Annotated in this window: 22 protein-coding genes; 12 read left to right on the top strand and 10 right to left on the bottom strand. The window is 72.8% G+C overall.

What is annotated here, in order from left to right:
• Window positions 1-30: 30 nt before the first annotated feature.
• The 3 genes from IF45_RS0111200 to IF45_RS0111210 all read left to right on the top strand — a co-directional run bounded on the left by IF45_RS0111200 (window position 31) and on the right by IF45_RS0111210 (window position 2,596).
• On the top strand, window positions 31-1,320 hold the full coding sequence (locus IF45_RS0111200; RefSeq protein WP_030307093.1) for an MAB_1171c family putative transporter: 1,290 nt from the start codon (window positions 31-33) through the stop codon (window positions 1,318-1,320).
• Window positions 1,317-1,925, top strand: a complete 609-nt coding sequence (locus IF45_RS0111205; protein WP_030307094.1) for a hypothetical protein — start codon at window positions 1,317-1,319, stop codon at window positions 1,923-1,925. The genes IF45_RS0111200 and IF45_RS0111205 overlap by 4 nt, the downstream gene beginning before the upstream one ends.
• Window positions 1,926-2,062: 137 nt before the next feature.
• Window positions 2,063-2,596, top strand: a complete 534-nt coding sequence (locus tag IF45_RS0111210; RefSeq protein WP_030307095.1) for an NUDIX hydrolase — start codon at window positions 2,063-2,065, stop codon at window positions 2,594-2,596.
• On the opposite strand, the gene IF45_RS0111215 is transcribed toward IF45_RS0111210, so the two are convergent.
• Window positions 2,574-3,917 (bottom strand): helix-turn-helix domain-containing protein, encoded by a 1,344-nt coding sequence (locus IF45_RS0111215; RefSeq protein ID WP_030307096.1) that lies wholly within the window; start codon window positions 3,915-3,917, stop codon window positions 2,574-2,576. The genes IF45_RS0111210 and IF45_RS0111215 overlap by 23 nt on opposite strands.
• A 320-nt stretch (window positions 3,918-4,237) precedes the next feature.
• On the opposite strand from IF45_RS0111215, the gene IF45_RS0111220 reads away from it, so the two are divergent.
• The 4 genes from IF45_RS0111220 (at window position 4,238) to IF45_RS0111235 (ending at window position 6,697) form a co-directional block, all read left to right on the top strand.
• Window positions 4,238-4,561, top strand: coding sequence for a hypothetical protein (locus IF45_RS0111220; protein ID WP_037637873.1), 324 nt, complete (start codon window positions 4,238-4,240; stop codon window positions 4,559-4,561).
• Window positions 4,549-5,667 carry a radical SAM protein gene (locus IF45_RS0111225; protein WP_030307098.1) on the top strand — a complete coding sequence of 373 codons (1,119 nt, stop codon included), beginning with the start codon at window positions 4,549-4,551 and terminating at the stop codon, window positions 5,665-5,667. Before IF45_RS0111220 ends, IF45_RS0111225 begins: the two co-directional genes overlap by 13 nt.
• Window positions 5,664-5,801, top strand: coding sequence for a hypothetical protein (locus IF45_RS33275; protein ID WP_008415295.1), 138 nt, complete (start codon window positions 5,664-5,666; stop codon window positions 5,799-5,801). Before IF45_RS0111225 ends, IF45_RS33275 begins: the two co-directional genes overlap by 4 nt.
• Before the next feature lie 89 nt (window positions 5,802-5,890).
• Window positions 5,891-6,697 (top strand): hypothetical protein, encoded by an 807-nt coding sequence (locus IF45_RS0111235; protein ID WP_008415294.1) that lies wholly within the window; start codon window positions 5,891-5,893, stop codon window positions 6,695-6,697.
• A 16-nt stretch (window positions 6,698-6,713) separates the two neighbouring features.
• On the opposite strand, the gene IF45_RS0111240 is transcribed toward IF45_RS0111235, so the two are convergent.
• The 3 genes from IF45_RS0111240 to IF45_RS0111250 form a co-directional block, all read right to left on the bottom strand.
• Entirely contained in the window at window positions 6,714-8,297 is a 1,584-nt protein-coding gene (locus tag IF45_RS0111240; RefSeq protein ID WP_030307100.1) for an MFS transporter, read from the bottom strand.
• Between the two features lie 61 nt (window positions 8,298-8,358).
• Window positions 8,359-8,841 (bottom strand): MarR family winged helix-turn-helix transcriptional regulator, encoded by a 483-nt coding sequence (locus tag IF45_RS0111245; protein ID WP_030307101.1) that lies wholly within the window; start codon window positions 8,839-8,841, stop codon window positions 8,359-8,361.
• 33 nt (window positions 8,842-8,874) lie between these two features.
• Window positions 8,875-9,309, bottom strand: coding sequence for a DUF6069 family protein (locus IF45_RS0111250; protein ID WP_030307103.1), 435 nt, complete (start codon window positions 9,307-9,309; stop codon window positions 8,875-8,877).
• A gap of 137 nt (window positions 9,310-9,446) precedes the next feature.
• Between IF45_RS0111250 and IF45_RS0111255 the strand changes: the two genes are divergently transcribed.
• Window positions 9,447-9,974 (top strand): MarR family winged helix-turn-helix transcriptional regulator, encoded by a 528-nt coding sequence (locus IF45_RS0111255; RefSeq protein ID WP_018470192.1) that lies wholly within the window; start codon window positions 9,447-9,449, stop codon window positions 9,972-9,974.
• A gap of 73 nt (window positions 9,975-10,047) precedes the next feature.
• Here IF45_RS0111255 and metG read toward each other — a convergent pair whose 3' ends face one another.
• Together metG and IF45_RS0111265 are read right to left on the bottom strand one after the other, a co-directional pair.
• Window positions 10,048-11,664: a methionine--tRNA ligase gene (gene metG, locus IF45_RS0111260; protein ID WP_003949266.1), complete on the bottom strand. Its 1,617-nt coding sequence runs from the start codon at window positions 11,662-11,664 to the stop codon at window positions 10,048-10,050.
• Between the two features lie 106 nt (window positions 11,665-11,770).
• Window positions 11,771-13,366 carry a VWA domain-containing protein gene (locus IF45_RS0111265; RefSeq protein ID WP_030307105.1) on the bottom strand — a complete coding sequence of 532 codons (1,596 nt, stop codon included), beginning with the start codon at window positions 13,364-13,366 and terminating at the stop codon, window positions 11,771-11,773.
• 629 nt (window positions 13,367-13,995) lie between these two features.
• Here IF45_RS0111265 and IF45_RS0111270 point away from each other — a divergent pair.
• A complete protein-coding gene (locus IF45_RS0111270; RefSeq protein WP_030307107.1) occupies window positions 13,996-16,110 on the top strand; it encodes a PhoX family protein in 2,115 nt (704 codons plus the stop codon).
• Window positions 16,111-16,141: 31 nt separating this feature from the next.
• On the opposite strand, the gene IF45_RS0111275 is transcribed toward IF45_RS0111270, so the two are convergent.
• Window positions 16,142-17,053: a hypothetical protein gene (locus IF45_RS0111275; RefSeq protein WP_030307110.1), complete on the bottom strand. Its 912-nt coding sequence runs from the start codon at window positions 17,051-17,053 to the stop codon at window positions 16,142-16,144.
• A gap of 56 nt (window positions 17,054-17,109) precedes the next feature.
• Window positions 17,110-17,544 (bottom strand): COX20 family protein, encoded by a 435-nt coding sequence (locus IF45_RS0111280; RefSeq protein WP_003949270.1) that lies wholly within the window; start codon window positions 17,542-17,544, stop codon window positions 17,110-17,112.
• 457 nt (window positions 17,545-18,001) lie between these two features.
• On the opposite strand from IF45_RS0111280, the gene IF45_RS0111285 reads away from it, so the two are divergent.
• The 3 genes from IF45_RS0111285 (at window position 18,002) to IF45_RS0111295 (ending at window position 21,134) form a co-directional block, all read left to right on the top strand.
• Complete coding sequence (locus tag IF45_RS0111285) at window positions 18,002-18,688, top strand: NAD(P)-dependent oxidoreductase (protein WP_008416056.1); 687 nt, start codon at window positions 18,002-18,004, stop codon at window positions 18,686-18,688.
• Between the two features lie 50 nt (window positions 18,689-18,738).
• Window positions 18,739-19,962 (top strand): PP2C family protein-serine/threonine phosphatase, encoded by a 1,224-nt coding sequence (locus tag IF45_RS0111290; protein ID WP_030307112.1) that lies wholly within the window; start codon window positions 18,739-18,741, stop codon window positions 19,960-19,962.
• 131 nt (window positions 19,963-20,093) lie between these two features.
• Window positions 20,094-21,134, top strand: a complete 1,041-nt coding sequence (locus IF45_RS0111295) for an NAD(P)-dependent alcohol dehydrogenase (RefSeq protein ID WP_030307120.1) — start codon at window positions 20,094-20,096, stop codon at window positions 21,132-21,134.
• Window positions 21,135-21,171: 37 nt separating this feature from the next.
• Here the strand turns inward: IF45_RS0111295 and IF45_RS0111300 are convergent, their stop codons facing one another.
• Together IF45_RS0111300 and IF45_RS0111305 are read right to left on the bottom strand one after the other, a co-directional pair.
• Entirely contained in the window at window positions 21,172-21,468 is a 297-nt protein-coding gene (locus IF45_RS0111300) for a metal-sensitive transcriptional regulator (protein ID WP_008416063.1), read from the bottom strand.
• 113 nt (window positions 21,469-21,581) lie between these two features.
• A complete protein-coding gene (locus IF45_RS0111305; protein WP_026048484.1) occupies window positions 21,582-23,039 on the bottom strand; it encodes a flotillin family protein in 1,458 nt (485 codons plus the stop codon).
• Between the last annotated feature and the right edge of the window lie 71 nt (window positions 23,040-23,110).

Genomic DNA, 23,110 nt, shown 5'->3' on the forward strand with positions numbered 1-23,110 from the left:
GCCGAGCGACCCCCCACCCAAGGACCCCGTGTGAGCACCCTCGATCTGGCCGGATACCTCGTCGCCGTGCTGATGACGGCCGTCGCCCTGTGGCGGATGCCGGCGGCCCTCTGGGGGGACGAGGAGGACCGCCGCAGACGCGCCCTGTGGGGCTGCTACGCCGGATTCGCCGCCGCCCTGTGGACCAAGACCGAGTTCGTCCGCACCACGCTCAACGACAGCCCGGTCACCGACCTCGCCGTCCTCATCAAGCACTACACGGCGACCATCGCGATCCTCGCCATCCTCAGCTACATCGTCGCCATCTACGGCCGCTACCCGGACCGGGGCGCCGTCCCCCGCCACGTCCGCTTCGCCCGCCTCGTGCAGCGCGTCGCCGCCAAGGCGTCGGTCGCCACCCTCATCCTGCTGACCGTCCTCTTCTTCACCGTCGTCGACCGCTCGGTCCCCTCCGACCGCTTCGTCTCCGACCACGCGGGCCAGCCCGGCGCCACCCTCTACATGACGGTCTTCTACGTCTACCTCGGCGCCGCCAGTGCCGTCTGCGCCTACCAGTGGAAGCTGGCCACCGCCGACGCCACCGCCCGCCACCTGCGCGTCGGCCTGTCGATGATGACCGCCGCCATGTTCATCGGCGTCGCCTACACCGCCAGCCGCACCCTGTTCATGTGGGTCAGCGTCGTCGACCAGCCGAGTGTGGAGTTCGCCGACACCTTCGACAAGGTCACCGAGGCCGGACAGGTCCTGCTCTTCGTCCTGTTCGCCGTCGGCGCCTCGCTGCCCGCCTTCTCCACCGGCCTGCGCCGCGCCCGCCTCTGGCGCGCCCAGGCCCGGCTGCACCCGCTCTGGCGCGAGCTGATGACCGCCTTCCCCGAGCAGCCCTTCGCCCCGCCCGCCTCCCTGCTGCGCGAGGTCACCCGCTTCGACACCCCGGCCGACCTGCGCGTCGACCGCTGGTCCGCCGACATCGCCGACGCCGTCGAGAAGCTGCGCCACTACGCGCCCGGCCACCTGGCCGACGCCGCCCGCACCGCCGCCGCCGAGGACACCGCCGACCCCGACGAGCGGGGCCCGCGCACCGACGCACACTGGATACGGGCCGCCCTCGCCGCCCACGCCGAGGGCGTACCCGCCGGGCCCGCCGCCCCCGCCACCGACCCGCGGCAGGCCGAGGACCAGGAGGGCGAGGTCGCCTGGCTCGTCCGGGTCGCCGCCGCCTGCCGCACCATCCCCGCCGCCCGCACCACCGCCGTCCTCGCCGCCGCCCGCGCGGGCGAGGCCGCCGCCACCCCGAACTCCCCGGAGCAGCCGACCCGATGACCACCAGCACCGCCCCCACCGAGCCCGGAACGCCGGAGAACCTCACCGCCCGCCGCGTCACCGACGTCCTCCAGCCCCGCAACGTCCTCCTCGCCGGGATGCTCGGCATCGGCCTCGCGGCGGCCGGCGGACACTGGTCCGGGCTCCTCTGGGGGTTCCTCGGGGCACTCTGCGCCGGCCTCATACCCGCCGGCTACATCGAATGGCAGCGCGGGCGCGGCGCCTGGGGCGACCGCCACGTGGTCGACCGCACCAAGCGCGCCCCGATCTTCTTCGTCATCCTCGGCTCCATCGGCGCCGGTTCCCTGGTCATGGTGGCCGGGAACGCCCCCCGCGACATCCTCGTCACCATGCTGGCCCTCTGGGCCATGACCATCGTCCTGCTCGCCGTCAACACCGTCTGGAAGATCTCCGTCGACGCCGCCGTCGCCTCGGCCGTGGTGGCCCAGCTGGCCGTGGTGCACCATCCGGCATGGCTCGCCGCCTACGCGCTGGCGGGTGCGGTGTGCTGGTCGCGGGTGGCGCTGGGGTACCACACGGTGGGGCAGGTGTGCGCGGGGACGGCGGCGGGGGCTGCCACGGCGATGGGGTTCCTGGCGGGGTGAGGTGGGGCGCCCTCGGACCAGGTGCTCGGTCCGGGCGTCCGGCGCTAATCGTCACCCCGACACGAAGTAAGCCGAAAACCGCCGCCCCCGTGCCCTGGCTCTGCCATCCTGAAGGCTGATCGAGAGGGGCCGCAGCGATGCAGTGGAAGACCCACGGGGAACGTCCGATCTACGAGAACAAGTGGGTGAACCTCTGGCTCACCGACGTGGAGACCCCGGACGGGCACCGGTGGGAACACCACGTCGTCAAGATGCGGCACCTGGCGGTGGCCGTGGTGGTGAACAAGCGCCGCGAGGTCCTGATGATGTGGCGGCACCGCTTCATCACCGACGCCTGGGCCTGGGAGTTGCCGATGGGCCTGATCGAGGAGGGGGAGACGCCCGCCGAGGCCGCCGCCCGCGAGGTGCTGGAGGAGACCGGCTGGCAGGTAGGCCCGGTCAAGCCGCTCGTCTACGCCGAACCGGCCAACGGCATCACCGACTCGAAGCACCACGTCTTCCTCGCCGAGGGTGCGACGTACGCCGGGCCGCCCACGGAGAAGAACGAGTCGGACCGCATCGAGTGGATTCCGCTCGCGGACGTGCGGGCGATGATCGACCGCCGCGAGGTGGTCAGCAGCGGGGCCCTCGTCGGACTGATGTACGTCCTCATGGACGAGGCGACGCGCTGAGCCCACCGGGCAGCGTCTCGCGCAGCCGCGCCTCGAAGTCGAGGACCACCGGTTCGCGGCGGTGTGGCGCCAGTTCGCCGTAGAACTCGCGCAGGTGGTCCGCGACGCGCCGGGAGGCGGTGGCGGCCGCCGGGGTCAGCGCCTCCGTCGCCGTGTGGCACGCCTCGTCCAGCTTGCCCCGCTGGAGCTGGGTGCGGGCGAGCCAGAAGGCGTGGAACGCGCGGCCCCGGTGGTTGCTGTGCTGCTCACGACCGAGGGCGTCGGTGATGAGAGGCTCGGCGAGTTCCGCGTCGCCGAGCCTGCCGTGTGCGATACCGGTGTCGACGGCGAGTTTCGTCTCGTCGAAGTACGCCACCCAGGCCGGGTCGGGATCGCCCGTGCCGATCCGGCCGAAGGACGTGTGCGCCTCCGCGAGGGAGCGGTGGGTCGCCGCCCGGTCTCCGAGGGCCGCATGGGCGAACGCCTCCCGCGTGGCGAGCATGGCCAGAACCTTGGGCGTCGTTCCTTCCGCGTACCGGACCTGGTCCCGGGCCGCCGAAACCAGAGCGAGGGCGTCTCCCGGCCGTTCCTGGTACGTGGCCTTCAGGCTCATGCAGGCGAGGACGTTGGCCATGAACAGCCGGTCGTCCGCAGCCTTGGCGAGTCCGAGGGCCTCGGTGAAGTAGGCACGGGCCTGGTGGTACTGGCGGGCGTCGAAGTACGTCCACCCCGTGAGCCTGGCCAGCTCCGCAGCGATGCCGTACAGGCCGTCCCGCACCGGAACGTACGGCTGCTCCCTGAGAAGCCCCAGCACGTAACGGAGTTGGCCGACGACGGCGGGCCGTAAGGTCTCGCCACCGTGCTCGTCGTCCCGGCGCCAGTAGTCGGTGATGGAGGAGTGCAGCGCTTCCAGTGTGGCCGCACCGGGGCGGTGGTCGGCCGCCAGGGCGAGGACACTGTCGATGTCCGTTCCGGGAAGGCCGGCCGCGACCGGCTCCCCGGACAGACCCGGGGCACCGGGCCGTTGCGCCGGAACGTCCAGGCACGGTGGCGTCTCCCAGGCGCGCCGGGCGAGGCCGAGCATGTGCCCAGGAATGCGCAAGCCGTCGGCGATCTGCTCGACAACATCCATGTGCACCAACTGCCGTCGTCCCGCCATTACTTCACCGACGCGGCTCGGGGTGAGATCGCACCGCCGCGCGATCATCGACGGGTAGACGCCCGCCCGGGCCTTCACGAGCCGGAAGACCGCGCCGAAATCCCGGCGTCGGCACGCGTCGATCATTGCCGGGTCCGTCAGCAGACCGGCCGGAAGTTCCGGTGAGTGAGGCAGCTCGGACATCGGCACGCTCCGATACGGGACCACGGATCGCTGCGAAAGGTGAACGGACAGTGATGTTATCCACGTTGGGTAACCCGTTGGACCTTTTCCGCTCTGCCTGCTGCCCGAAATCCTCGAGTCATGGCGAACGGACAGAACGAGGACGAGGTACGGATGACGCTGCGGATCTCGCGCGACTCCGGCCGCACGTGGGGCCCCACGACGAGGGTGCGCGTGAGCCGGGCGAGGCCGGCGTCGGTGAGCCGTGAGCGGTACCCGCCGTGCCAGTGCCAGGGCTGCCGCGCCCGACAGCCGCAAGCCGCTCACGGCCCGGTGACGTGATGCGCTGCGCACACCGGCGCCGGGTACCGGTCGAGGTGTTGACCGCCCTCTGGTCCGCCTGCTGGTTCGAGAGGGCCGTGCGGTGCCAGTTGCCGCCGCACAGCACCGGTAAGCACCTCGGCCTGCTGGCCGAGACCGAACCGTACGCGGCCCTGTGGCTCCGCTGGGACGAGGGCGGCACTGCGGAGGCCGTCACGCTGCCCGACTGCCCGGTGCCGCCCCTCGACACCGACGCCGACGCCTGCTGCCTGTACTCCGGGCACCCCGAGCGGCACACCTGGGACGTACCCGCGTACAGCGAGGAGATCTCGTGCACCAGTTGATCGTGAGCCCTTACAACGGCACCTTCCTCGTCGCCCGCCCGGGCATCCGGGCCGGCATGAGACTGCCCCGCGCGAAGTACGGCGAACTCGCCGCCCTCGCCGACAGCGGCCGTCCCGTGCCCAGGTGGCTCGTGGAGGGCGCACGGAAAGCATGGGACCTCGACCTCACCGCCACACCGTTCCGGAACGCCGTCCTCGTACGCCCACAGACGCCCCTCGGCTACGGACGGGCCACCTGGGAGATCAACAAGGGCTGCAACTTCAACTGCGAGCACTGCTACCTCGCGGAGAGGAAGTTCGAGGGCCTGCCCTGGGACGGGAAGGCGCGGTTGTTGCGCCTTCTGCGCGACGCGGGAGTGCTCTGGCTCCAGTTCACCGGCGGCGAGCCGCTGATCGACCGTGACTTCGTGGATGCCTACGTCCTCGCGTACGACTCCGGCATGCTCATCGAGATCCTGACCAACGGCTCCCGGCTGCACCACCCCGAGATCATCGCCATGTTCAGGAACCGGCCGCCGCACAAAGTGACGGTGTCCCTCTACGGCGCCACGCCCGACAGCTTCGACTCCCTGACGCGCAGGAAGGGAGCCTTCCGGCTCGTGGAGAAAGGGCTCGACGCCGCTCGGGAAGCACGCATCCCTCTCGAGCTCGCGTTGATCATCACCCGGCACAACGCCCACGAGGTCCACGCCATGCGCGCCTTCGCCGACCGTTACGGTGCCCGTCGCACCGAGTACGGCACCATCTCTCCCACGTACACGGGCGGCCCCGAACCGCTGGCCGCGCAAGCACCAGAATTCCTGGACAAGACGAGTGTCTTCCAGGACTGTCCCGCCGGTCACACCTTCTTCCACGTCGACCCGCACGGCCAGGCCACCATGTGCAAGGTCGGCCGCGAAAACCCCGTCGACCTGGTCACCGAGGGCCTGGACGGGCTCCGCCGTCTCCCCCGCATCGCCGATGCCCAGATGCTTCGCACCGGTGGCTGCGGCGGCTGTCTGCTCTCCGGCACCTGCCGGGTCTGCCGACCGCTCGCCAAGGCGTACCAGGAGGCGAAGGCACCACTCAACACCTATTGCCGACACGGAAAGGAAGACCGTCGATGACCGCTGTCATGGTGGAGATCACGAGCCCGCCGACTGCCCTGCGGGAGCCGGAGGAAGTCGTACTCCTCGACGACCTGGAGACGCTGACCGAGGGGGCCGTCCCGGGCTGCAACGACGACAACCCTTACCGGTAGTCGTTCAGACAGGTGAGAGCGTCGGGGCTCGTCGGCATGTGCACGGCGGGCCCCGGCCGACGCACCGGCGAACCGAGGAAAGGCGCCGCATGCCCACTGCCCGTTTCTCTGTCGACCAGCTTCCGTCCGCCGTACGGGCTGCGGTCGAGGAGCACACCGGACCGCTGCTCCACGCCGAAGAGGTGGCCGAGGGGTTCAACAGCGAAATCGCCGTACGCCTCACGTCGGCCTCCGGCACCTGGCACGTCAAGGGCCTGCGCACCGACCACCCCCGCGTCTGGACCCAGGCCCGCGAGGCAGCGGTCGCCCCCTTCCTCACGGGGCTGGCTCCCACACTGCGCTGGCATGTCGTGAGCCACGGCTGGGACCTCCTCGGCTTCGAAGCCCTGACCGGCCACCACCACGCCGACTACGCACCCGGCTCCCCGGATCTGCCGAAGGTCGTCGCCCTGCTGAACCGGCTCGGCGGAACGCCCCGCCCCGGCATTTCACTCCGCCAGGCGGAGCAACGCCTGAAGGAGTACGCCGGAGACCCGGCCGACCTGGCCTTCTTCTCCGGCGACCATCTTCTGCACACCGATCTGAACAACACCAACGTCCTCGTCGCCGAGGAAGCCCGTCTCGTGGACTGGGCCTGGGCCACGCGGGGGGCCGCCTGGCTCGACGCCGCCTACTGGGTCATCTGGCTCATCGCCTCCGGCCACAGCCCCGCCTCGGCGGAAAGCTGGGCGGCCCGGACTCTGGCCTGGGCCGCGGCCCCCGCCCCAGGAATCACCGCCTTCGCCGCCGCCGGCCATCGCCTGTGGACCGAGATCAGCACAAACGACCCCGATCCGTGGACGACCAGACTGGCAACGGCGGCAAGGGGCTGGGACGAGTACCGGGCGAGGGCCTGAGCGCGGAGCCCGGCGCCTAGTTCGCAGAGGCGGGCGTGCGGCGCCGCAGCACCCACCCCGAAGCCACCGCCCCCGCCACGCACAGGCAGGCCGTGACCCAGGCGGCGGCGTGGACGCCGTTGAGGAAAGCCTGGCCGGCCGCCTCCGTGACGGGGCCGTGGAGGGATTCGGGGAGGCGGGGGCCTACCGGGGCCACGCCCATGGCGACCGCGTCCTTGGCCTCGGCGAGGCCGTCGGCGACCGGGGCCGGGACGCCGGCGGAGGCCAGTTCGGGGCCGAAGGTCGCGGAGACCCGGCTGCTGATCAGGGAGATGAGGACGGAGGTGCCCAGCGCGCCGCCGACCTGGAGGGCGGTGGACTGGAGGCCGCCCGCGACCCCCGCGTCCCGCACGGGCGCGTTGCCCACGATGGCGTCCGAGGAGGCGGCCATGACCATGCCGATGCCGAGGCCGAGCGCCACGAAGGGCGGCCAGAGCACGGCGTAGGCGGTGTCCAGGCCCCAGCCGAGGATGCCGAGGGAGGCGCCGGCCTGGAGGAGCATGCCGAGCGGCATCGTCAGGCGGGCGCCGAAGCGGCCGGTGAGGGCGGCGCCGAGCGGGGCGGCGACGACCGAGGCGAGGCTGAGCGGGAGGGTGCGTACGCCGGACTCGACGGGGCTGTAGCCGCGCACGTTCTGCAGGTACAGCATGACGAAGAAGATCACGCCGAGCAGGACGAAGAAGTTGACGGCGGTGATGACGGTGCCGACGGTCAGCGCCGGGTTGCGGAAGAGGCGCATCGGCAGCAGCGGGTGGGCGACCCGGTTCTCGTAGAGGCCGAAGGCGACCAGGACCGCGAGGCCGGCGAGCAGGGTCAGCACGGTGGCCGGCGAGGCCCAGCCCCACGTCTCGCCCTTGACGACGGCGAAGACGACGAGCAGCAGCCCGAGGGCGAGCAGCACCACCCCGGGGATGTCGAACCGCGTCCCGCGCCCCTCCTCGCCCTTGGCCTGCGGCAGCACCCAGGCGCTGAAGGCGAGGGCGAGGACGCCCACGGGGGCGTTGATGAAGAAGACGGACTCCCAGTTGACGTGCTCGACCAGCAGGCCGCCGACGATCGGACCCAGCGCCGTCGACACCGAGGAGACCATCGCCCAGATGCCCACCGCCATGCCGAACTTCTTCGGCGGGAAGACCGCGCGCAGCAGCCCGAGCGTGTTCGGCATCAGCAGCGCGCCGAAGAAGCCCTGGACGGCGCGGAAGGCGATGACGCCCTCGATCGACCCGGCCAGCCCGATGGCGACCGAGGCGAGGGTGAAGCCGGCGACGCCGATCAGGTAGTACGTACGGCGGCCGAAGCGGTCGCCGAGTTTGCCGCCGAGGATGAGGGCGGCGGCGAGCGCCAGCAGGTAGGAGTTGGTGACCCACTGGAGGTCGGCGGTGCCGGCGTTCAGGTCGCGGCCGATCTCCGGGTTGGCCATGGAGACGACCGAGCCGTCCAGGGCCACCATGAAGAGCCCGAAGGCGACGGCTATGAGGGTCAGCCAGGGGTTGCCGCGCCGGGTGGACGACGGGGGTGCGGGTGCCGGTTCGGGCGGGGCTTCGGGGGTCCGGGTGGACATGGGTGTTCCTCGCGGGGGGGGGGAGAGAGACGGATGGCCGTACAGGGCCGGTGGCGCGGGGTCAGGAGGCGGACGACGGGTGGAGTCCGCGCTCCAGCAGGCGCAGGGCTCCGACGGCGGCGCCGAGTGCGCCCCGCTCGCCGTCGCTGAGGCCGGCCAGGGCCTGCTCGACGTACCCGCCGATCAACTCGTCGACGGCGTGGGTGCGTTCGGCTGCGGTCGGGGTGAGGTGGAGGTGGGTGACGCGCTTGTCGTCCGGGTCCCGGCGGCGCTCGACCAGCCCCGCGGCCACCATCTGGGTCACCGTCGCGCTGAGGTTGTTGGGCTTGACCAGCAGCACCTCGGCCGCCTCCCGGACGGTGACGCCCTCCCGGTCCCGGATCAGCCGCATCAGGGCGATCTGGCCCTCGGCGGGCTTGGGGTGCGGGAAGTCGGCGTCCACGCGGCGGTCCAGGGCGCGGTGGAGGGCGGGGAGGACGAGGGCGAGGTCCTGGGCCAGCCGGCCGGCCGCGCCCTCGTCCGGTGTCTGCGCTGTCGTCTCCACGAGGAGGAGAATAGGTATGGCGTCATACCCATGTCAAAGCGTGCGCGCTCCCTTCCGGTAGGCGGGGACGAGGACCGCGCCGACCGCCAGGTGCAGGCAGACGAGTGCCGCCCGGCCCCCTGCGGCCAGCCCTTCCGCGAAGAGCGGCGCGACAAGCGACAGCCCCAGCACCGCCAGGGCGACGCCGGTCCACAGCCCACGGGCACGCCGGGTGAACCGCTCCAGGAGGGCCAGCAGCCCCCAGCCGGCGAGCGAGACCACGGCGACCGCGACGAGCACCGTCGGCAGGGCCAGCTCGCTGGTCGAGGTGGAGCCCGGCCCGTCCGGGACTCTCAGCCCGACACCGAGGACCACCTCGGCGAGCAGCCAGATCACCCCGGCGAGCAGCACGGCTCCCACGAGCGCGAGCGCCCGTACGCGCGCCGTACCGGCGGTGGGGGTGGGGGTGGGGACAGGGGTTGCGGACATGTTCGACCTCCTGGGGCAGGGCACCACGGCACGAGGCCGGGCGCCGGCACGGTAGCTTGCTGTACGCACATGCATGACTTGCGCACATAAATGTCGCACACACAGGAGTGCTGGGTCCATACGTTCGCCGTTAGCCTGTGGGCGTGGGCGACGAACAGAGCGGTACGCGGCGGGCCGGGCAGGGCGAGGAGACGCAGGCCGGGGACGCGGTGCTGGCCGCCGTCGAGGCGGCGATGACCCGGATTCGGCGCCGGCAGTCCCGGCGGAGTCTGGCGCGCTCGGCGGTGGAGGGCGCCGGGGCGCCGGTGGACCTCACCACGCTCGCCGTCATCGACGCCGTCGACGAGGGCACCGGGGAGGGCGGGCGCGACGTGACGGTGGGGTTCGTCGCGGACCGGCTCGCCGTCGACCCCTCGCGGGCCAGCCGGATCGTCGCGGACGCCGTCAAGTCCGGTTTCGTACGCCGGGTGGCCTCGCAGGAGGACGGGCGCCGCAGCTGCCTGGAGCTGACGGGGAGCGGCGAGCAGGCCGTGGCCGCCGCCCACCGCACCCGGCAGGGGTTCTACGCCTCGCTGCTGGGCGACTGGGAGCCGGGCGAGCAGCGGGAGTTCGCCCGGCTGCTCACCAAGTTCGTCCGCTCCCTGGACGAGGCGGAGCGGGGCTGAGCCACTCCGGGTACGCCGAAGCGGCCGGCCCCCGTGAGGGGACCGGCCGCTTCCGCGTGCGGGGGAGGGCTGGTCAGGCCGTCGGCTTCTCCTCCAGGCGGGGGAAGAGGACGGCGCCCTTGGTGACGGTGGCGCCGGCCGGGAGGCGGCCCCAGTCGGCGGTCTCGTCGATGCGCTGGGCGGCGAGCGGGCCGAGGTGCGGCTCGGCGCCGAGGGAGTCCCAGAGCTTCTGGGAGGTGTCGGGCATCACCGGGTTGAGCAGGACGGCCATGGCGCGCAGCGACTCGGCGGCCGTGTACAGGATGGTGGCGAGGCGGGCGCGGCCCTCCTCGCTGTCGTCCTTGGCGACCTTCCAGGGCTCCTGCTCGGTGATGTAGCCGTTGACCTGCTTGACGAAGTCGAAGATGGCGAGGATGCCGGACTGGAAGTCCAGCTCCTCCCCGATCGCGCGGTCGGCGGTGGCGACGGCCTTCGCCAGGCCCTCCTGGACCGCCTTCTCGGCCTCGCCGGAGGCGGTCGCGGCGGGCAGCTCACCGCCGAAGTACTTGTTCACCATGGCGGCGACGCGGGAGGCGAGGTTGCCGTAGTCGTTGGCCAGCTCGCTGGTGTAGCGGGCGGAGAAGTCCTCCCAGGAGAACGAGCCGTCCTGGCCGAAGGAGATCGCGCGCAGGAAGTACCAGCGGTACGCGTCGACGCCGAAGTGCGAGGTCAGGTCCTGCGGCTTGATGCCGGTCAGGTTCGACTTGGACATCTTCTCGCCGCCGACCAGCAGCCAGCCGTTGGCGACGACCCGGCCGGGGAGCGGGAGGCCCTGCGCCATCAGCATGGCGGGCCAGATCACCGCGTGGAAGCGGAGGATGTCCTTGCCGACGAGGTGGACGTCGGCGGGGAAGGTGGCGTCGAAACGGGCCTGGTCGGCGCCGTACCCGGCGGCCGTGGCGTAGTTCAGCAGGGCGTCGACCCACACGTAGATGACGTGCTTGTCGTCCCACGGGACCTTGACGCCCCAGTCGAAGGTGGAGCGGGAGATCGACAGGTCGGTGAGGCCCTGGCGGACGAAGTTCAGGACCTCGTTGCGCGCGGACTCGGGCTGGATGAAGCCCGGGTTGGCCTCGTAGAAGTCGAGGAGGCGCTGGGCGTACTCGCTCAGCTTGAAGAAGTAGTTCTCCTCCTTGAGGATCTCCACCGGCTTCTTGTGCACCGGGCAGAGCTTCTCGCCCGCGAAGTCGCCCTCGCCGTCGAGCAGCTCACCGGGGAGCTTGTACTCCTCGCAGCCCACGCAGTACGGGCCCTCGTAGCCGCCCTTGTAGATCTCGCCCTTGTCCCACAGGTCCTGGACGAACTCCTGGACGCGGTCGGTGTGGCGCTTCTCGGTGGTGCGGATGAAGTCGTCGTTGGCGATCTCCAGGTGCTCCCACAGGGGCTTCCACGCCTCCGTGACGAGCTTGTCGCACCACTCCTGCGGGCTGACCCCGTTGGCGTCGGCGGTGCGCATGATCTTCTGACCGTGCTCGTCCGTGCCGGTGAGGTACCACACCTTCTCGCCGCGCTGACGGTGCCAGCGCGTGAGCACGTCGCCTGCGACGGTCGTGTAGGCGTGGCCCAGGTGAGGAGCGTCGTTGACGTAGTAGATCGGGGTCGTGACGTAGAACGCCTTCGTCCCCTGCTTCTCGTTTCCATTGGCCGCCATGGGCGAAATCCTAACGGCCCGCCGAAGATCGCTTCACCGTGTTTCAGGGCGTGGAACGCGGGCGGCCCCCGGTCCGGAGACCGGGGGCCGCACAGGTCAGCGGGGGTCAGGCGCGGGCCGCCAGCCACCCGGGGAAGGCGGCGAGGAGCCCGGCGTACAGCTCCGCGTCGGTCAGCTCGCGGGGAGCCGGGCCGGCCGGGAAGTACCCGGTGTGCGGGGTGTTCAGCTTCCGTAGGTACTCGAAGTTCTTGTGCTCGCTCTCGCCGAAGCCCACGAACTGCCAGAACAGGGGCGCGCCGGAGACCGCCTTGAGCGCCTGCGTCGCGGCGGTCTTGGCGTCCGGCGGACCGTCCGTCTGGAAGATCACCAGCGCGGGCTCGGTGGCCCCGGACGCCTCGTGCAGCGCCGTGACCTCCTCGATCGCCCGGTGGTAGCTGGTCCGGCCCATCCGGCCGCACTCGGCGTGCAGCGCGTCGATCCGGCCCTCGTACGCCTGAGGGGTCAGCTCGCCCTTGCCGTCGATGTCGGTCGAGAAGAAGACCACCTGCACGGCGGGGGCGCCGGCCGGGTCGAGGTGCGTGGCCAGCGCGAGCACCTGCTCGCCGAGGCACTGGGCGCTGCCGTCCCTGTAGTACCCGCGCATCGAGCCGGAGCGGTCGAGCACCAGGTAGACCTTGGCCTTCGTCCCGGTCAGGCCCGCGTCGGCGAGCGCATGGGCGGCGTCGGCGACCGGGAGTCCGGTCGCGTGCGGCTTAACGGCCGGGGTCGCCGCCGTCGCGGGCTCGGGGGCCGTCTCGACGGGCTCGGCGGGCTCCGGCCGGGTGGCCACGACCGGCTCGGGGGCGGACTCGGCGACCGGCTCGGGGGCGGGCTCGGGCTCCGCGGCGGGCTCGGGCTCCGGGTCGGTGGTGGGCTGGGCCGCCTCCGGCTTCGGGTCGAAGATCGAGGGCTCGGTGATCAGGGCCTCGGGCACCTCCGGGTCCGCCGGTACGGCGGCGATGACCGGCTCGGGCACGTCCTTCGCCTCGGTCGCGGTCTCGGCCTCGGCCTCGGCCTCCGGGGCCGTACGGGTGGCGTCCGATTCTGCCTCGGCCGGGTCGGCCACCGGCTCAGCGGCGGGGACCTCCGGGGCGTCCGGCTTGGCGGCCGGGATCTCGGCTGCGGGCTCCGGGGCGGCGGCCTCGGGCTCGGGCTCAGGCTCGGCAGCCGGCTTCGGCTCGGCGGCCGGCGCTGCGGCCTCCGGCTCCGGCTTCGCCGTCGGCTCGGCGGCCGGGGCCTCCTCCGCCGGGGCGGTGGACTCCGGCTCGGCCTCGGGCTTCGGCTCCTCGGCCGGGGCGGCGGGCTCCGGCTCCGGGGCGGTCTTCGGGGCGGGGGCCGGGGTGTCGAGGACGGCGTCCGGGTCGTCCTCGGGCGAGCGCTGGGGGCTCGGCACGCCGGCCGCCTCGCGGTCGAAGGCCGCGGCGACCAGGTCGGGGGTGTGGTCCGCGTCGTCCACGGCCAGCGGGTCCTCGGCACGGGCCGGGGGGACGGCCGGGGCGTCGGTGGCGGGGGCCGGGGAGTCGGCGGCGGGGGACGCGTCACCGGTACGGGCCGGGGGGACCGCCGTGGTGTTCTCGGTCCCGGTGCCGGAACCGGCCTCGGATGCGTCCCGGTCCTTGCGTGACCGGCCGAGCGCGTTCCGCAGGAGACTGAGAATGCCCATCAGGTTCCTTTCGAGGGGGCCACCGGCTCCAGCCGGTGGGAGATCGAATCCAGCCCTGCGCCACGAGGGCGCGGCAGCCGATCTTGCACGTGCGTGGCGGTCCGCGTCCGGCGGGACGCGGAGCCTTCGAGATGTGTGGGGCGAGGCGAACGGTGGTGCGGGGAAGAGTCAGGGTTCAAGCAGTGTGACCGACGGAACCGGTCACGGTCCCTAAGACGGTGCGGGTCAAGCGGGCCAGGGCGGCACCACCGGCCTCGCGGCGGTGGCAGCCCGCGCGGTCACGCGGCGGCGAGAACACCCGAGTCACCTGCGCAACCCTTCGCGTGAGTTGGTCCCCGTCGCGGCGAAGTCCCGGGGCACGCCCGGGCCCCCGGTTCTGGCCAGGGCGGACACGTAAGGTTAGCCGCCCGCACGGGTGATCTTGGGGAGGGTCGGCCGGGTGACGCCGCGCACCGTCCCGGCGTACTCCACCACAGGGCAACCGGGGCCCGTGCGCCGGGGGTTCATGCTCCGTTCAACTCGCGTCCGCCGCGTTGCCCGGCTGCCCTCCTAGCGTCGCGGCCGACCGGGGCTTTCACGGTCGGCCGGCGCAGACGGGCGCCGGTGCCGGGGCCCGGACGGAGGAGACCATGCGCAAGCTGCTTCCGCTGATCGGATCGCACCCTGGCGGCCGTTCGGCGCTGACCTGCCGGTTCCGCTGCGGGGACGCCTGCTTCCACGAGACGCCGAACACCAGCGACAACGCCTACGTCGGTGACGTGATCGCCGGTGTCATCTCCAGAAGGTCGGCCCTGCGCGCCGCCGCCGTCGTCACGGTCGCGGGTGCGGCCGGTGCCGCCGTCGTCGGCCCCGGCGCCGAGCGGGCCGTCGCCCACGGTGGGCGCCCCGGCCACGGGGGCCACCACCCCGGCACGGGGAACGGGACGGCGGCGCGCGGTCTGCGGTTCACCCCGGTCGCCCCCAACACCCTGGACCAGGTGAGCGTCCCGAAGGGGTACGCGCAGGAGGTCGTCATCCGCTGGGGCGACCCGATCCTGCGCGGCGCCCCGGAGTTCGACGAGAAACGCCAGAGCGCCAAGGCGCAGGCGGGGCAGTTCGGTTACAACAACGACTTCCTCTCGCTGCTCCCGCTGGACGAGCGCGGCCGCGAGCACGGCGGGGCCCGCCGCCAGGTCCTGGTCGCCAACCACGAGTACACCGACGAGGTCCTGATGTTCGCCGGGTACGACCCGGAGAACCCCAGCCGCGAGCAGGTCGAGATCGCCTGGGCCGCGCACGGCCTCTCGGTGGTCGTCGTGGAGGAGGAGCGCCGCTCCGGCAAGCTCACCCCGGTCCGCCGCCACCGCCTCAACCGCCGCCTCACCACCACCAGCCGCTTCGAGGTCACCGGCCCGGCCGCCGGCCACCCGCTGCTGCGCACCAGCGCCGACCGGCGCGGCACCACCGTTCTCGGCACCCTCAACAACTGCGCGGGCGGCACCACCCCGTGGGGCACCACGCTGCACGGCGAGGAGAACTTCAACCAGTACTTCGCCCACGCCGAGAAGGTCACCGACCCCGAGACCGCCGCCCGCCTCAAGCGGTACGGCATCTCCGGCGGCGCCTCCGAGCGCAAGTGGGAGCGGTTCGACCGGCGCTTCGACCTCTCCCAGGAGCCCAACGAGGCCAACCGCCACGGCTGGGTCGTCGAACTCGACCCGTACGACCCGGAGTCCACGCCGCGCAAGCGGACCGCGCTGGGCCGGTTCAAGCACGAGGCGGCGCAGCCCCGGCTGACCCGCGACGGGCGGCCGGTCGTCTACATGGGCGACGACGAGAAGTTCGACTACTTCTACAAGTTCGTCTCCTCGAAGCGGATGCGCAAGGGCGACTCCCGCGCCGCCCGCGAGCACAACCTGACCCTGCTCGACGAGGGCACCCTGTACGTCGCCAGGCTCACCGGCGACTCGCCCGCCGACCAGATCGACGGCACCGGGAAGCTGCCCGCCGACGGCGAGTTCGACGGCTCCGGCCAGTGGATTCCCCTGGCCACGGCCGGTCCGCGCGGCGACGTCTCGCACGTGCCCGGGATGAGCGCCGCCGAGGTCTTCGTCTTCACCCGGCTCGCCGGTGACAAGGTCGGCGCCACCAAGATGGACCGGCCCGAGGACGTCGAGCCCTCGCCGCGCACCGGCAAGGTCTACATCGCGCTGACCAACAACAGCGACCGGGGCAAGGAGGGCAAGGCGCCGGCCGACGAGGCCAACCCGCGCAACGCCAACAAGCACGGCCAGGTCCTGGAGTTGACCGAGTACCGCGAGGACCCGACGAGCACCCGGTTCGCCTGGTCGCTCTTCCTCGTCGCGGGCGACCCGGAGGACCCGGCCACGTACTTCGCCGGCTTCCCCAAGGAGAAGGTCAGCCCGATCTCCTGCCCGGACAACGTCGCCTTCGACCCGCACGGCAACCTCTGGATCTCCACCGACGGCAACGCCCTCGGCTCCCACGACGGCCTCTTCGGCGTCGCCACCAGCGGCCCGCGCAAGGGTGAGCTGAAGCAGTTCCTCACCGTGCCGACCGGCGCCGAGACCTGCGGCCCGGTCATCCAGGACCGGCGGGTCCTGGTCGCGGTGCAGCACCCGGGCGAGGTCGACGGCGCCTCCGTGGAGAAGCCCGCCTCGCAGTGGCCGGACGGACCCGGGCGGATCGTCCGCCCGTCGGTGGTCGCGGTGTGGCGCGCGGACGGCGGCGACATCGGCGTCTGAGCCGGGGCGTCACCTCAAGGAGAGAAGCAGGTCAGCGCCGGGCTGGGCGGGTGCGTCGCAGCCCGGCGAGGACCGCGAGGACGAGCGCCAGGACGAGCAGACCGCCGAGGACCGCCCACGCCAGGGTTCTCGGGGCGCTCGCCAGGGCGTCGAAGACGGCGGCGGCCGATGCCTCGGAGACGTCCGGCGGCAGCTCGTCGAGGGTCGCCCGCCGCCCGATCACGATGCCGATGAGCAGCGCCCCGCAGGTCAGCGCCCCGCCGAGACAGGTCAGGACGGCGGCCCGGACCTTGCGCCGGGCGAGGAGGATGCCGATGGCGGCCGTCACCACGGCGGCGCCCGCCAGCCAGAGTCCGGCCTCCTGGAGGAGGCGGAAGCTCTGCCGGGCCGCCGGGAAGCGGTGCGCCTCCAGGATCGTCACCTCGACGTCCTCCACCGGGACCCGGTCGGCGAAGGGCACCCCGTCGGCCTCCAGCTGGTCCTTCACCTGCTGGGTGATGGGGGCGAGGTTGAGAGTGACCGCGCCGTTCCCGTCGCCCTCGCGCAGGGCGCGCTGGACGGCGCCGTGCGCCTCCCGGTTGGCGGCGTTCCAGCCGGTGCGGAAGGTCTCCGTGGTGGTGAACGAGCGGATGGCGCTCTCCACGAACTCGGCGACCGTGTCCTGGAGCGGCCCGGTGTCCAGCTCCCGCATGACCCGGTCGGTGACGGCCGCCGCGATGTCCGCCTGGATGTGCTCGTTCGAGGCGAGCGGCTCCATCGTCCCCACGTACTCGTCGGCGTCGCCGATGTCGAGCCGCGCCCACCCGGAGAGGATGGCGAGCGGCACCAGCAGCGCCGTGACGACCAGCAGCACCCCGGAGGCGACCGCCGAGAAGCCCCGTCCCGCGCGGCGGGCGCGGGACGGGGCTCGGGCGGGGCGCGCGGCGTTCGCGGGGCTGCTCACGGAGTCCAGCGAAGCGGTGGAGCGCGTGGGGCGCCACCCGTGGGGGGCTCATCGGGTCACCGCTGTGAGCCCTCCGGCGCGGGTTCCTTCGTGTAGTAGCGGTAGAAGACCGAGACGAAGACGGCCACGCCCAGGGCGAGCCCCAGCCCCACGCACCGCAGGATGCTGGCGCCACTGAGGCTGTGCAGATAGCCGAAGATCGCCCCGCCGAAGACGGCCCAGACGGCGGCCCGTGCCTCGCGGGGGATGGCCGGGGTCATCCCCTTGTGCAGGACGAAGGCGAGGACACCGACGACCAGCCCGGAGCCGATGCCGAAGAGGACGTTGCGCCAGGTGATCGGGCCCGCGTCGCGCTGCATGGTGGCGCCCCAGCAGCCGTAGAGCACCGCGAGGAGGAGCGGCCAGCCGATCGACGCCCTGCTCAGCGCGGGGTGGTGGGAGGTGGGGTGGGAGCGACCGGTGGTTCCCCTGGCCGGGGCGGCGTGCGACATGGCGGGCTCCTCTCAGCCGGTGAGCCGCGGGCGCGCGCATCCGCGCTGCCCCGGCGGCCCGGGCGGCGGTACGCCCCGGGCACGGCTCCGGTGCGGCCGGTCTGCGGCCTCCTTCCAGGGCACACCGCCGGGCGTGCGGCGGCAACTCGGGAGGCCCGGGCCGTACGAGGTGCGGGGGTGACAGGGGCGTGGTTCGCTGACGGAATCGGCCTCTGGCGCCGGACGCCGCCGCCGTGGGCGGAACGCGGCGGACGGCCGGGCGGGCACGGATGTTTCACGTGAAACACACGCAGATGTTTCACGTGAAACATCGAGGCCATCACGGGCGATCATGGATGTTTCACGTGAAACATCCACGAGGACCGGGCGGTTGGCTCCCTCGGGCGCCCCGCCGGCCGGAACGACCAAGTGGAAGGCGCCAGATGGCGATCCTGAGGGACGTGAGGGAGAGCTCCCGATGAAGATCGTGGTGTTCGGGGCCACCGGCATGATCGGCAGCCGGATCACCGCCGAGGCGGTGCACCGGGGCCATCAGGTGCTGGCGGTGAGCCGGAGCGGGGCGGCCCCCGTGCCCGGGGCGGTGGTGACGGCGGGCGACGCGGGCGACCCGGATCGGGTCCGCGAACTGGCGGCCGGCGCCGACGCGGTCATCTCCGCCGTCGCACCGCCTCGCGACGGCTCCGACCCGGGCGAGGTCTTCCTCGCGGTCAACGTCGCGCTGGCCGAGGGGGTGAGCGCGGCCGCCGCCACGACTCCGGGGCCCGCCACCGGCCCCGGCGCGGGGCGGCTGGTCGTGGTCGGCGGCGCGGCGAGCCTGGAGGTGGCCCCGGACCGGCCGCTGGTCGAGGAGGAGGGGTTCCCCGAGGCGTACCGGCCGGAGGCGCTGGCCCAGCAGGACGTTCTCTGGTTCTACCGGGACATCGACGACCCGGGGCTGGACTGGACGTACATCTCCCCCGCGCCGGAGATCGGGCCGGGCGAGCGGACCGGGCACTACCGGATCGGCGGCGACACCCTGCTGACGGCCGAGGGGGCGGGCGGCAGCCACGCCTCGCGGATCAGCGCCGAGGACTTCGCGGTGGCCGTCGTCGACGAGGCGGAGCAGCACCGCCATCCGCGCACCCGGATCTCGGTGGCGTACTGACACCGTCCGCCCTGCGGCGGACGGCGGGAAGCGACCGGGAGGACAGGGCCATGCGGCGGTTGCCGGGAGACGCGACGACGCAGATGCGCTCCGGTCGCGTCCCCGACCGCCCGCTGCCCTGGCTGCACGGCCGGCACGCCGTCTGGGCCCTGCCCGCGCTGCTCCTCGTCCTGATCGTCCTCGGCGACCTGTGGACCGGCAGAAGCTTCCGGATGATTGCCTGGGTGGTGATGGTCCCCGCCCTGACGGCCGCGCTCGCGGGGGTGGGGGCGACCGCCCTCTTCTCGGCCCTCTCCGTCGGGGCCTACCTGCTCATCGACTGGGCGCTGCGGCCGGGCCCGGAGACCGGGCTGCCCGGGCTTCTGCTGGTCGCCGCGGCGGGCGTGGTGTCGGTGGGGGCCAGCGCCGTCCGCCGGGCCAACGAGAGACGCACCGCCAAGCTCAGTCTCGCCGCCGACGTCGTCCGCGACACCGTGCTGCGGCCGCTGCCCTATCACTGGGGCGGGCTGGACTGGTCGGCGGTGTACGTCACCGCCGACCACGTCGCCCGGGTGGGCGGGGACTTCTACGACCTCCAGCCGAGCCGGTACGGGACCCGGGTGATCCTCGGCGACGTCCAGGGCAAGGGCCTCGGCGCCGTCGCCGCCTCCGCCGTACTGCTCGGCACCTTCCGCGAGGCCGGGTATCACGAGGGCAGGCTGCGGGACGTGGCGCGGCGGCTGGAGACCCGGATGAAGCGGCAGCAGGCGTACACGCGTTATCTGGGGCAGGACGAGGGGGGCGAGCGGTTCGCGACGGCGGTGGTGCTCTCCTTCGACCCGGTGGAGCCGGGCACGGTCCGGCGCGGCGTCGCCGGGATCGAGATCGTGACGCTGGGCCATGACGCACCGCTGGCGGTCGGGCCGGACGGCGTGCGGCCCCTGCGCTCCTCGGGCGGGGTCCCGCTGGGCATGGGGGAGCTGGCCTGCGACAGGCCGGAGGACGGCGGGCCGCGGGTCGTCCGCGACGGGCTGGCCCCCGGCGAGACGCTGCTGCTCTTCACCGACGGCGTCACCGAGGCCCGTGACCGGGACGGCGTCTTCTACCCGCTCCAGCAGGACCTGGAGCGGGCGCTCGCCGAGGACCCGGGCCTCGCCCGGCCGGACCGCCTGGTGCGCCACGTCCGCCACGCCGTGGCCCGCCACATCGCCGGTACCCGCTGGGAAGCCGACGACCTCACCCTCCTGGCCCTCAGCCCCCTGCCGGTCGAGCCGCAGCGGGAGGCGTTTCCGTAGGACCGGCCCGCCTGCCCCGTCCCCGGATCGCGGGATCGGGGGAGAGGCGTGAGGCTGGGAGGTGGCCGTACGGGCCTGGGGGACGGACGCGAAGGAGAGCCATGAGCCAGCCCGAGAAGCTCCCCGAGACGATGAAGGCGGTCCAGTACCGCGAGGTGGGCGCGGCGCCCGAGGTGGTGGAGATACCCGTGCCGCGGCCGGGCCCCGGCGAGGTGCTGCTCAAGGTGACCGCCGCCGGCGTCTGCCACTCCGACATCGCGGTGATGGGCTGGACCGCGGAGCAGCTGCCCTTCCCGCTGCCGCTGACCCTGGGCCACGAGGGCGCCGGGGTGGTGGCCGAGGTCGGCGAGGGCGTCGACACGGTGCGGCCGGGCGACGCCGTCGTCGTCTACGGGCCCTGGGGCTGCGGCGCCTGCGTGAAGTGCGCGCAGGGCAAGGAGAACTACTGCCTGCGCGCCGAGGAGCTGAACATCCGCCCGCCCGGGCTGGGCGCACCCGGCGCCATGGCGGAGTACATGATCGTCGACGACCCCCGGCACCTGATCCCGCTCGGCGAGCTCGACCCGGTGCGGACCGTGCCGCTGACCGACGCGGGCCTCACCCCGTACCACGCGATCAAGCGGTCGCTGCCGAAGCTGGTGCCTGGTTCGACGGCCGTGGTCATCGGCGCGGGCGGCCTCGGCCATGTCGGCATCCAGCTGCTGCGGGCCATGACCGGGGCCCGGGTGATCGCGCTGGACGTCTCCGAGGAGAAGCTGGCGCTGGCCCGCGAGGTCGGCGCCCACGAGACGCTGATCTCGGACGACAAGGCGGTCGAGCGCATCCGCGAGCTGACCGGCGGGCGGGGCGCGGACGCCGTCTTCGACTTCGCCGGAGTCCCGCCGACCACCGCCATCGCCCAGCAGTGCGCGGGGGTCGAGAGCGACGTGACGATCGTCGGCATCGGCGGCGGTTCGGTCGAGGTCGGTTTCGGCACCACGGCCTACGAGACGGTGGTCACCGCCCCCTACTGGGGCAGCCGCAGCGAACTCATCGAGGTCTACGACCTGGCGCGGCACGGCGACGTCACCGTGCACGTCGAGACGTACAGCCTGGACGAGGCGCCGAAGGCGTACGAGCGGCTGCACGCCAACGAGGTGCGCGGCCGTGCCGTGATCGTGCCCGGCAGCTGAGGGCGCGGAGCCGGCCGCCCGCGCCGGGGGCCCGCCGTCAGGCCAGGGAGAGGAAGAGCTTCTCCAGGCGGGCCCGCATCTCCTCGCGGGACTCCGGAGTCGTGGGGTTCTCGCCGTCCTGCGGGTCGTCGGTCAGACACTGCTGGAGCCCGGTGGCGATGATGGCGAAACCGGCCCGGTCCAGCGCGCGGGAGGCCGCGGCCAGCTGCGTCACGACGTCCTCGCAGTCCCGCCCCTCCTCGATCATGCGGGCGACACCCGCGATCTGGCCCTGGGCCCGCTTGAGACGGTTCAGCACGGACTTGAGATCCGACTCGGCGAGTTCCAGCTGCACGGGGGGCTCCTTCGTAGGTGTTCTCTCCCAGGATGACACCGAGAGGTGACAGACACGGAAAAAGGCCCCGTCGCCCGAAGGCGGCCGGAGCCCTTCCGTGTGCGGGCCCCGCGTCAGTCGCGGATGTCGATCTTCTGCTCGCCCTCGGACGCGTCCTTGGCGGCAGGGGCCTCGCTGGGCGCCTGGGCGGGCACGGTGGCGCCCTCCTTGGCGGTGATGCCCTTGAGGACGCTGGTCAGGTCCATCCCGGTGGTGGACTGGAGCAGCTCCATGCCCTGGGTGACGTTGTCCACCACGGTGCGGGAGAGCTTGGAGGCACCGTCGGTGGAGATCACCGTCATCTTGTCGACGGCGCTGAGCGGCTCGGACGCCTTGGCGACGACCTGCGGCAGCACCTCGACCAGCATCTGCAGAACGGCCGCGTCGCCGTACTGCGCGAAGGCGTCGGCCTTCTTCCGCATGGCCTCCGCCTCGGCGGAACCCTTCGCGGCGATGGCGGCCGCCTCGGACTCACCCTCGATGCGGAGGGCGTCGGCGAGGGCGGCGCGGTGCGCCTTCTCGCCCTCACCGGTCAGGCGGGCCCGCTGCGCGTCGGCCTCGGCCTCCTTGACCTGGGCGATCCGGCGGGCCTCGGCCTCCTGCTCGGCCTGGTACCGCGCGGCGTCGGCGGGCTTACGCACCTTGGTGTCGAGCTCGCGGTCGGTCAGCGCCGCCTGGCGCTCGGCCACCTTCTCCTGCTCCATCAGCACTTCCTGCTGACGGGCGGCCTCGGCGAGCGGACCGGCGGCGTTGGCCTTGGCCCCGGCCGCCTCCGTCTCGACCTTGATCTCGGCCTGCTTCAGGTAGAAGGTCCGCTCGGCGATGGCGATTTCCTCGGCGGCCTTCAGGCGGGCCTGCTCCGAGGCGCGCTTGGCGATCGCCTCGGCGATGTCCGCCTCCTGCTTGGCCCGGGCGGCCTCGGGACGGCCGAGGTCCTCCAGGTAGGAGCCTTCGGTGGTGATGTCCTGGATCTGGAAGGCGTCCAGGATCAGGCCCTGGCCGGAGAGGCTGGTCTCGGCCTCCTCGGCGACCTGCCCGGCGAAGGTGGCGCGGTCGCGGATGATGTCCTCGACGGACATGCGGCCGACGATGGCGCGCAGGGCGCCGGAGAGCACTTCCTGCGTGAAGCCGACGATGCCGCCCTGCTGCTGGAGGAAGCGCTGGGCGGCGGCGCGGATGGCGTCCTCGTTGCCGCCGACCTTGACGATGGCGACGCCTTCGAGGTTGGCCTTGACGCCGCGCAGCGTGACCGCGCCCCGGACGGAGACGGGGATGTGGCGGCTGGAGAGGTCGAGCGTGAAGCGCTGCTGCACGAACGGGACGACGAAGACACCGCCGCCGACCACGACCTTCTGCCCGCTGTTGTCGGTGATGGTGCGGCCGGTTTCCGGGTCGGTGGACTTCTTGCCCCGACGGCCGGTGATGATGAACGCCTCGCTGGGCCCGGCGACCTTGTACCGGGTGATCACCACCAGGGCGAGCAGGACGAGGAGCACCACGGCTCCTACGACTGCGGAGACGACTGGACTCATTGGGCTTCCCCCAAGCCGTCCGGGGGACGGCGGATAGTGCGGACAGTGCGGTCGGCCGGAGCTCCGGCGGC

This window comes from Streptomyces albidoflavus (genome assembly GCF_000719955.1).
Lineage (GTDB): Bacteria > Actinomycetota > Actinomycetes > Streptomycetales > Streptomycetaceae > Streptomyces > Streptomyces albidoflavus.

Excerpts from the sequence above, each read along its gene's own strand:
- IF45_RS0111205 (WP_030307094.1), top strand. The coding sequence starts at position 1,317 with ATGACCACCAGCACCGCCCCCACCGAGCCCGGAACGCCGGAGAACCTC.
- IF45_RS0111210 (WP_030307095.1), top strand. The coding sequence starts at position 2,063 with ATGCAGTGGAAGACCCACGGGGAACGTCCGATCTACGAGAACAAGTGG.
- IF45_RS0111215 (WP_030307096.1), bottom strand. The coding sequence starts at position 3,917 with ATGTCCGAGCTGCCTCACTCACCGGAACTTCCGGCCGGTCTGCTGACG.
- IF45_RS0111220 (WP_037637873.1), top strand. The coding sequence starts at position 4,238 with ATGCGCTGCGCACACCGGCGCCGGGTACCGGTCGAGGTGTTGACCGCC.
- IF45_RS33275 (WP_008415295.1), top strand. The coding sequence starts at position 5,664 with ATGACCGCTGTCATGGTGGAGATCACGAGCCCGCCGACTGCCCTGCGG.
- IF45_RS0111235 (WP_008415294.1), top strand. The coding sequence starts at position 5,891 with ATGCCCACTGCCCGTTTCTCTGTCGACCAGCTTCCGTCCGCCGTACGG.
- IF45_RS0111240 (WP_030307100.1), bottom strand. The coding sequence starts at position 8,297 with ATGTCCACCCGGACCCCCGAAGCCCCGCCCGAACCGGCACCCGCACCC.
- IF45_RS0111250 (WP_030307103.1), bottom strand. The coding sequence starts at position 9,309 with ATGTCCGCAACCCCTGTCCCCACCCCCACCCCCACCGCCGGTACGGCG.
- metG (WP_003949266.1), bottom strand. The coding sequence starts at position 11,664 with ATGGCGGCCAATGGAAACGAGAAGCAGGGGACGAAGGCGTTCTACGTC.
- IF45_RS0111265 (WP_030307105.1), bottom strand. The coding sequence starts at position 13,366 with ATGGGCATTCTCAGTCTCCTGCGGAACGCGCTCGGCCGGTCACGCAAG.
- IF45_RS0111270 (WP_030307107.1), top strand. The coding sequence starts at position 13,996 with ATGCGCAAGCTGCTTCCGCTGATCGGATCGCACCCTGGCGGCCGTTCG.
- IF45_RS0111280 (WP_003949270.1), bottom strand. The coding sequence starts at position 17,544 with ATGTCGCACGCCGCCCCGGCCAGGGGAACCACCGGTCGCTCCCACCCC.
- IF45_RS0111285 (WP_008416056.1), top strand. The coding sequence starts at position 18,002 with ATGAAGATCGTGGTGTTCGGGGCCACCGGCATGATCGGCAGCCGGATC.
- IF45_RS0111290 (WP_030307112.1), top strand. The coding sequence starts at position 18,739 with ATGCGGCGGTTGCCGGGAGACGCGACGACGCAGATGCGCTCCGGTCGC.
- IF45_RS0111295 (WP_030307120.1), top strand. The coding sequence starts at position 20,094 with ATGAAGGCGGTCCAGTACCGCGAGGTGGGCGCGGCGCCCGAGGTGGTG.
- IF45_RS0111305 (WP_026048484.1), bottom strand. The coding sequence starts at position 23,039 with ATGAGTCCAGTCGTCTCCGCAGTCGTAGGAGCCGTGGTGCTCCTCGTC.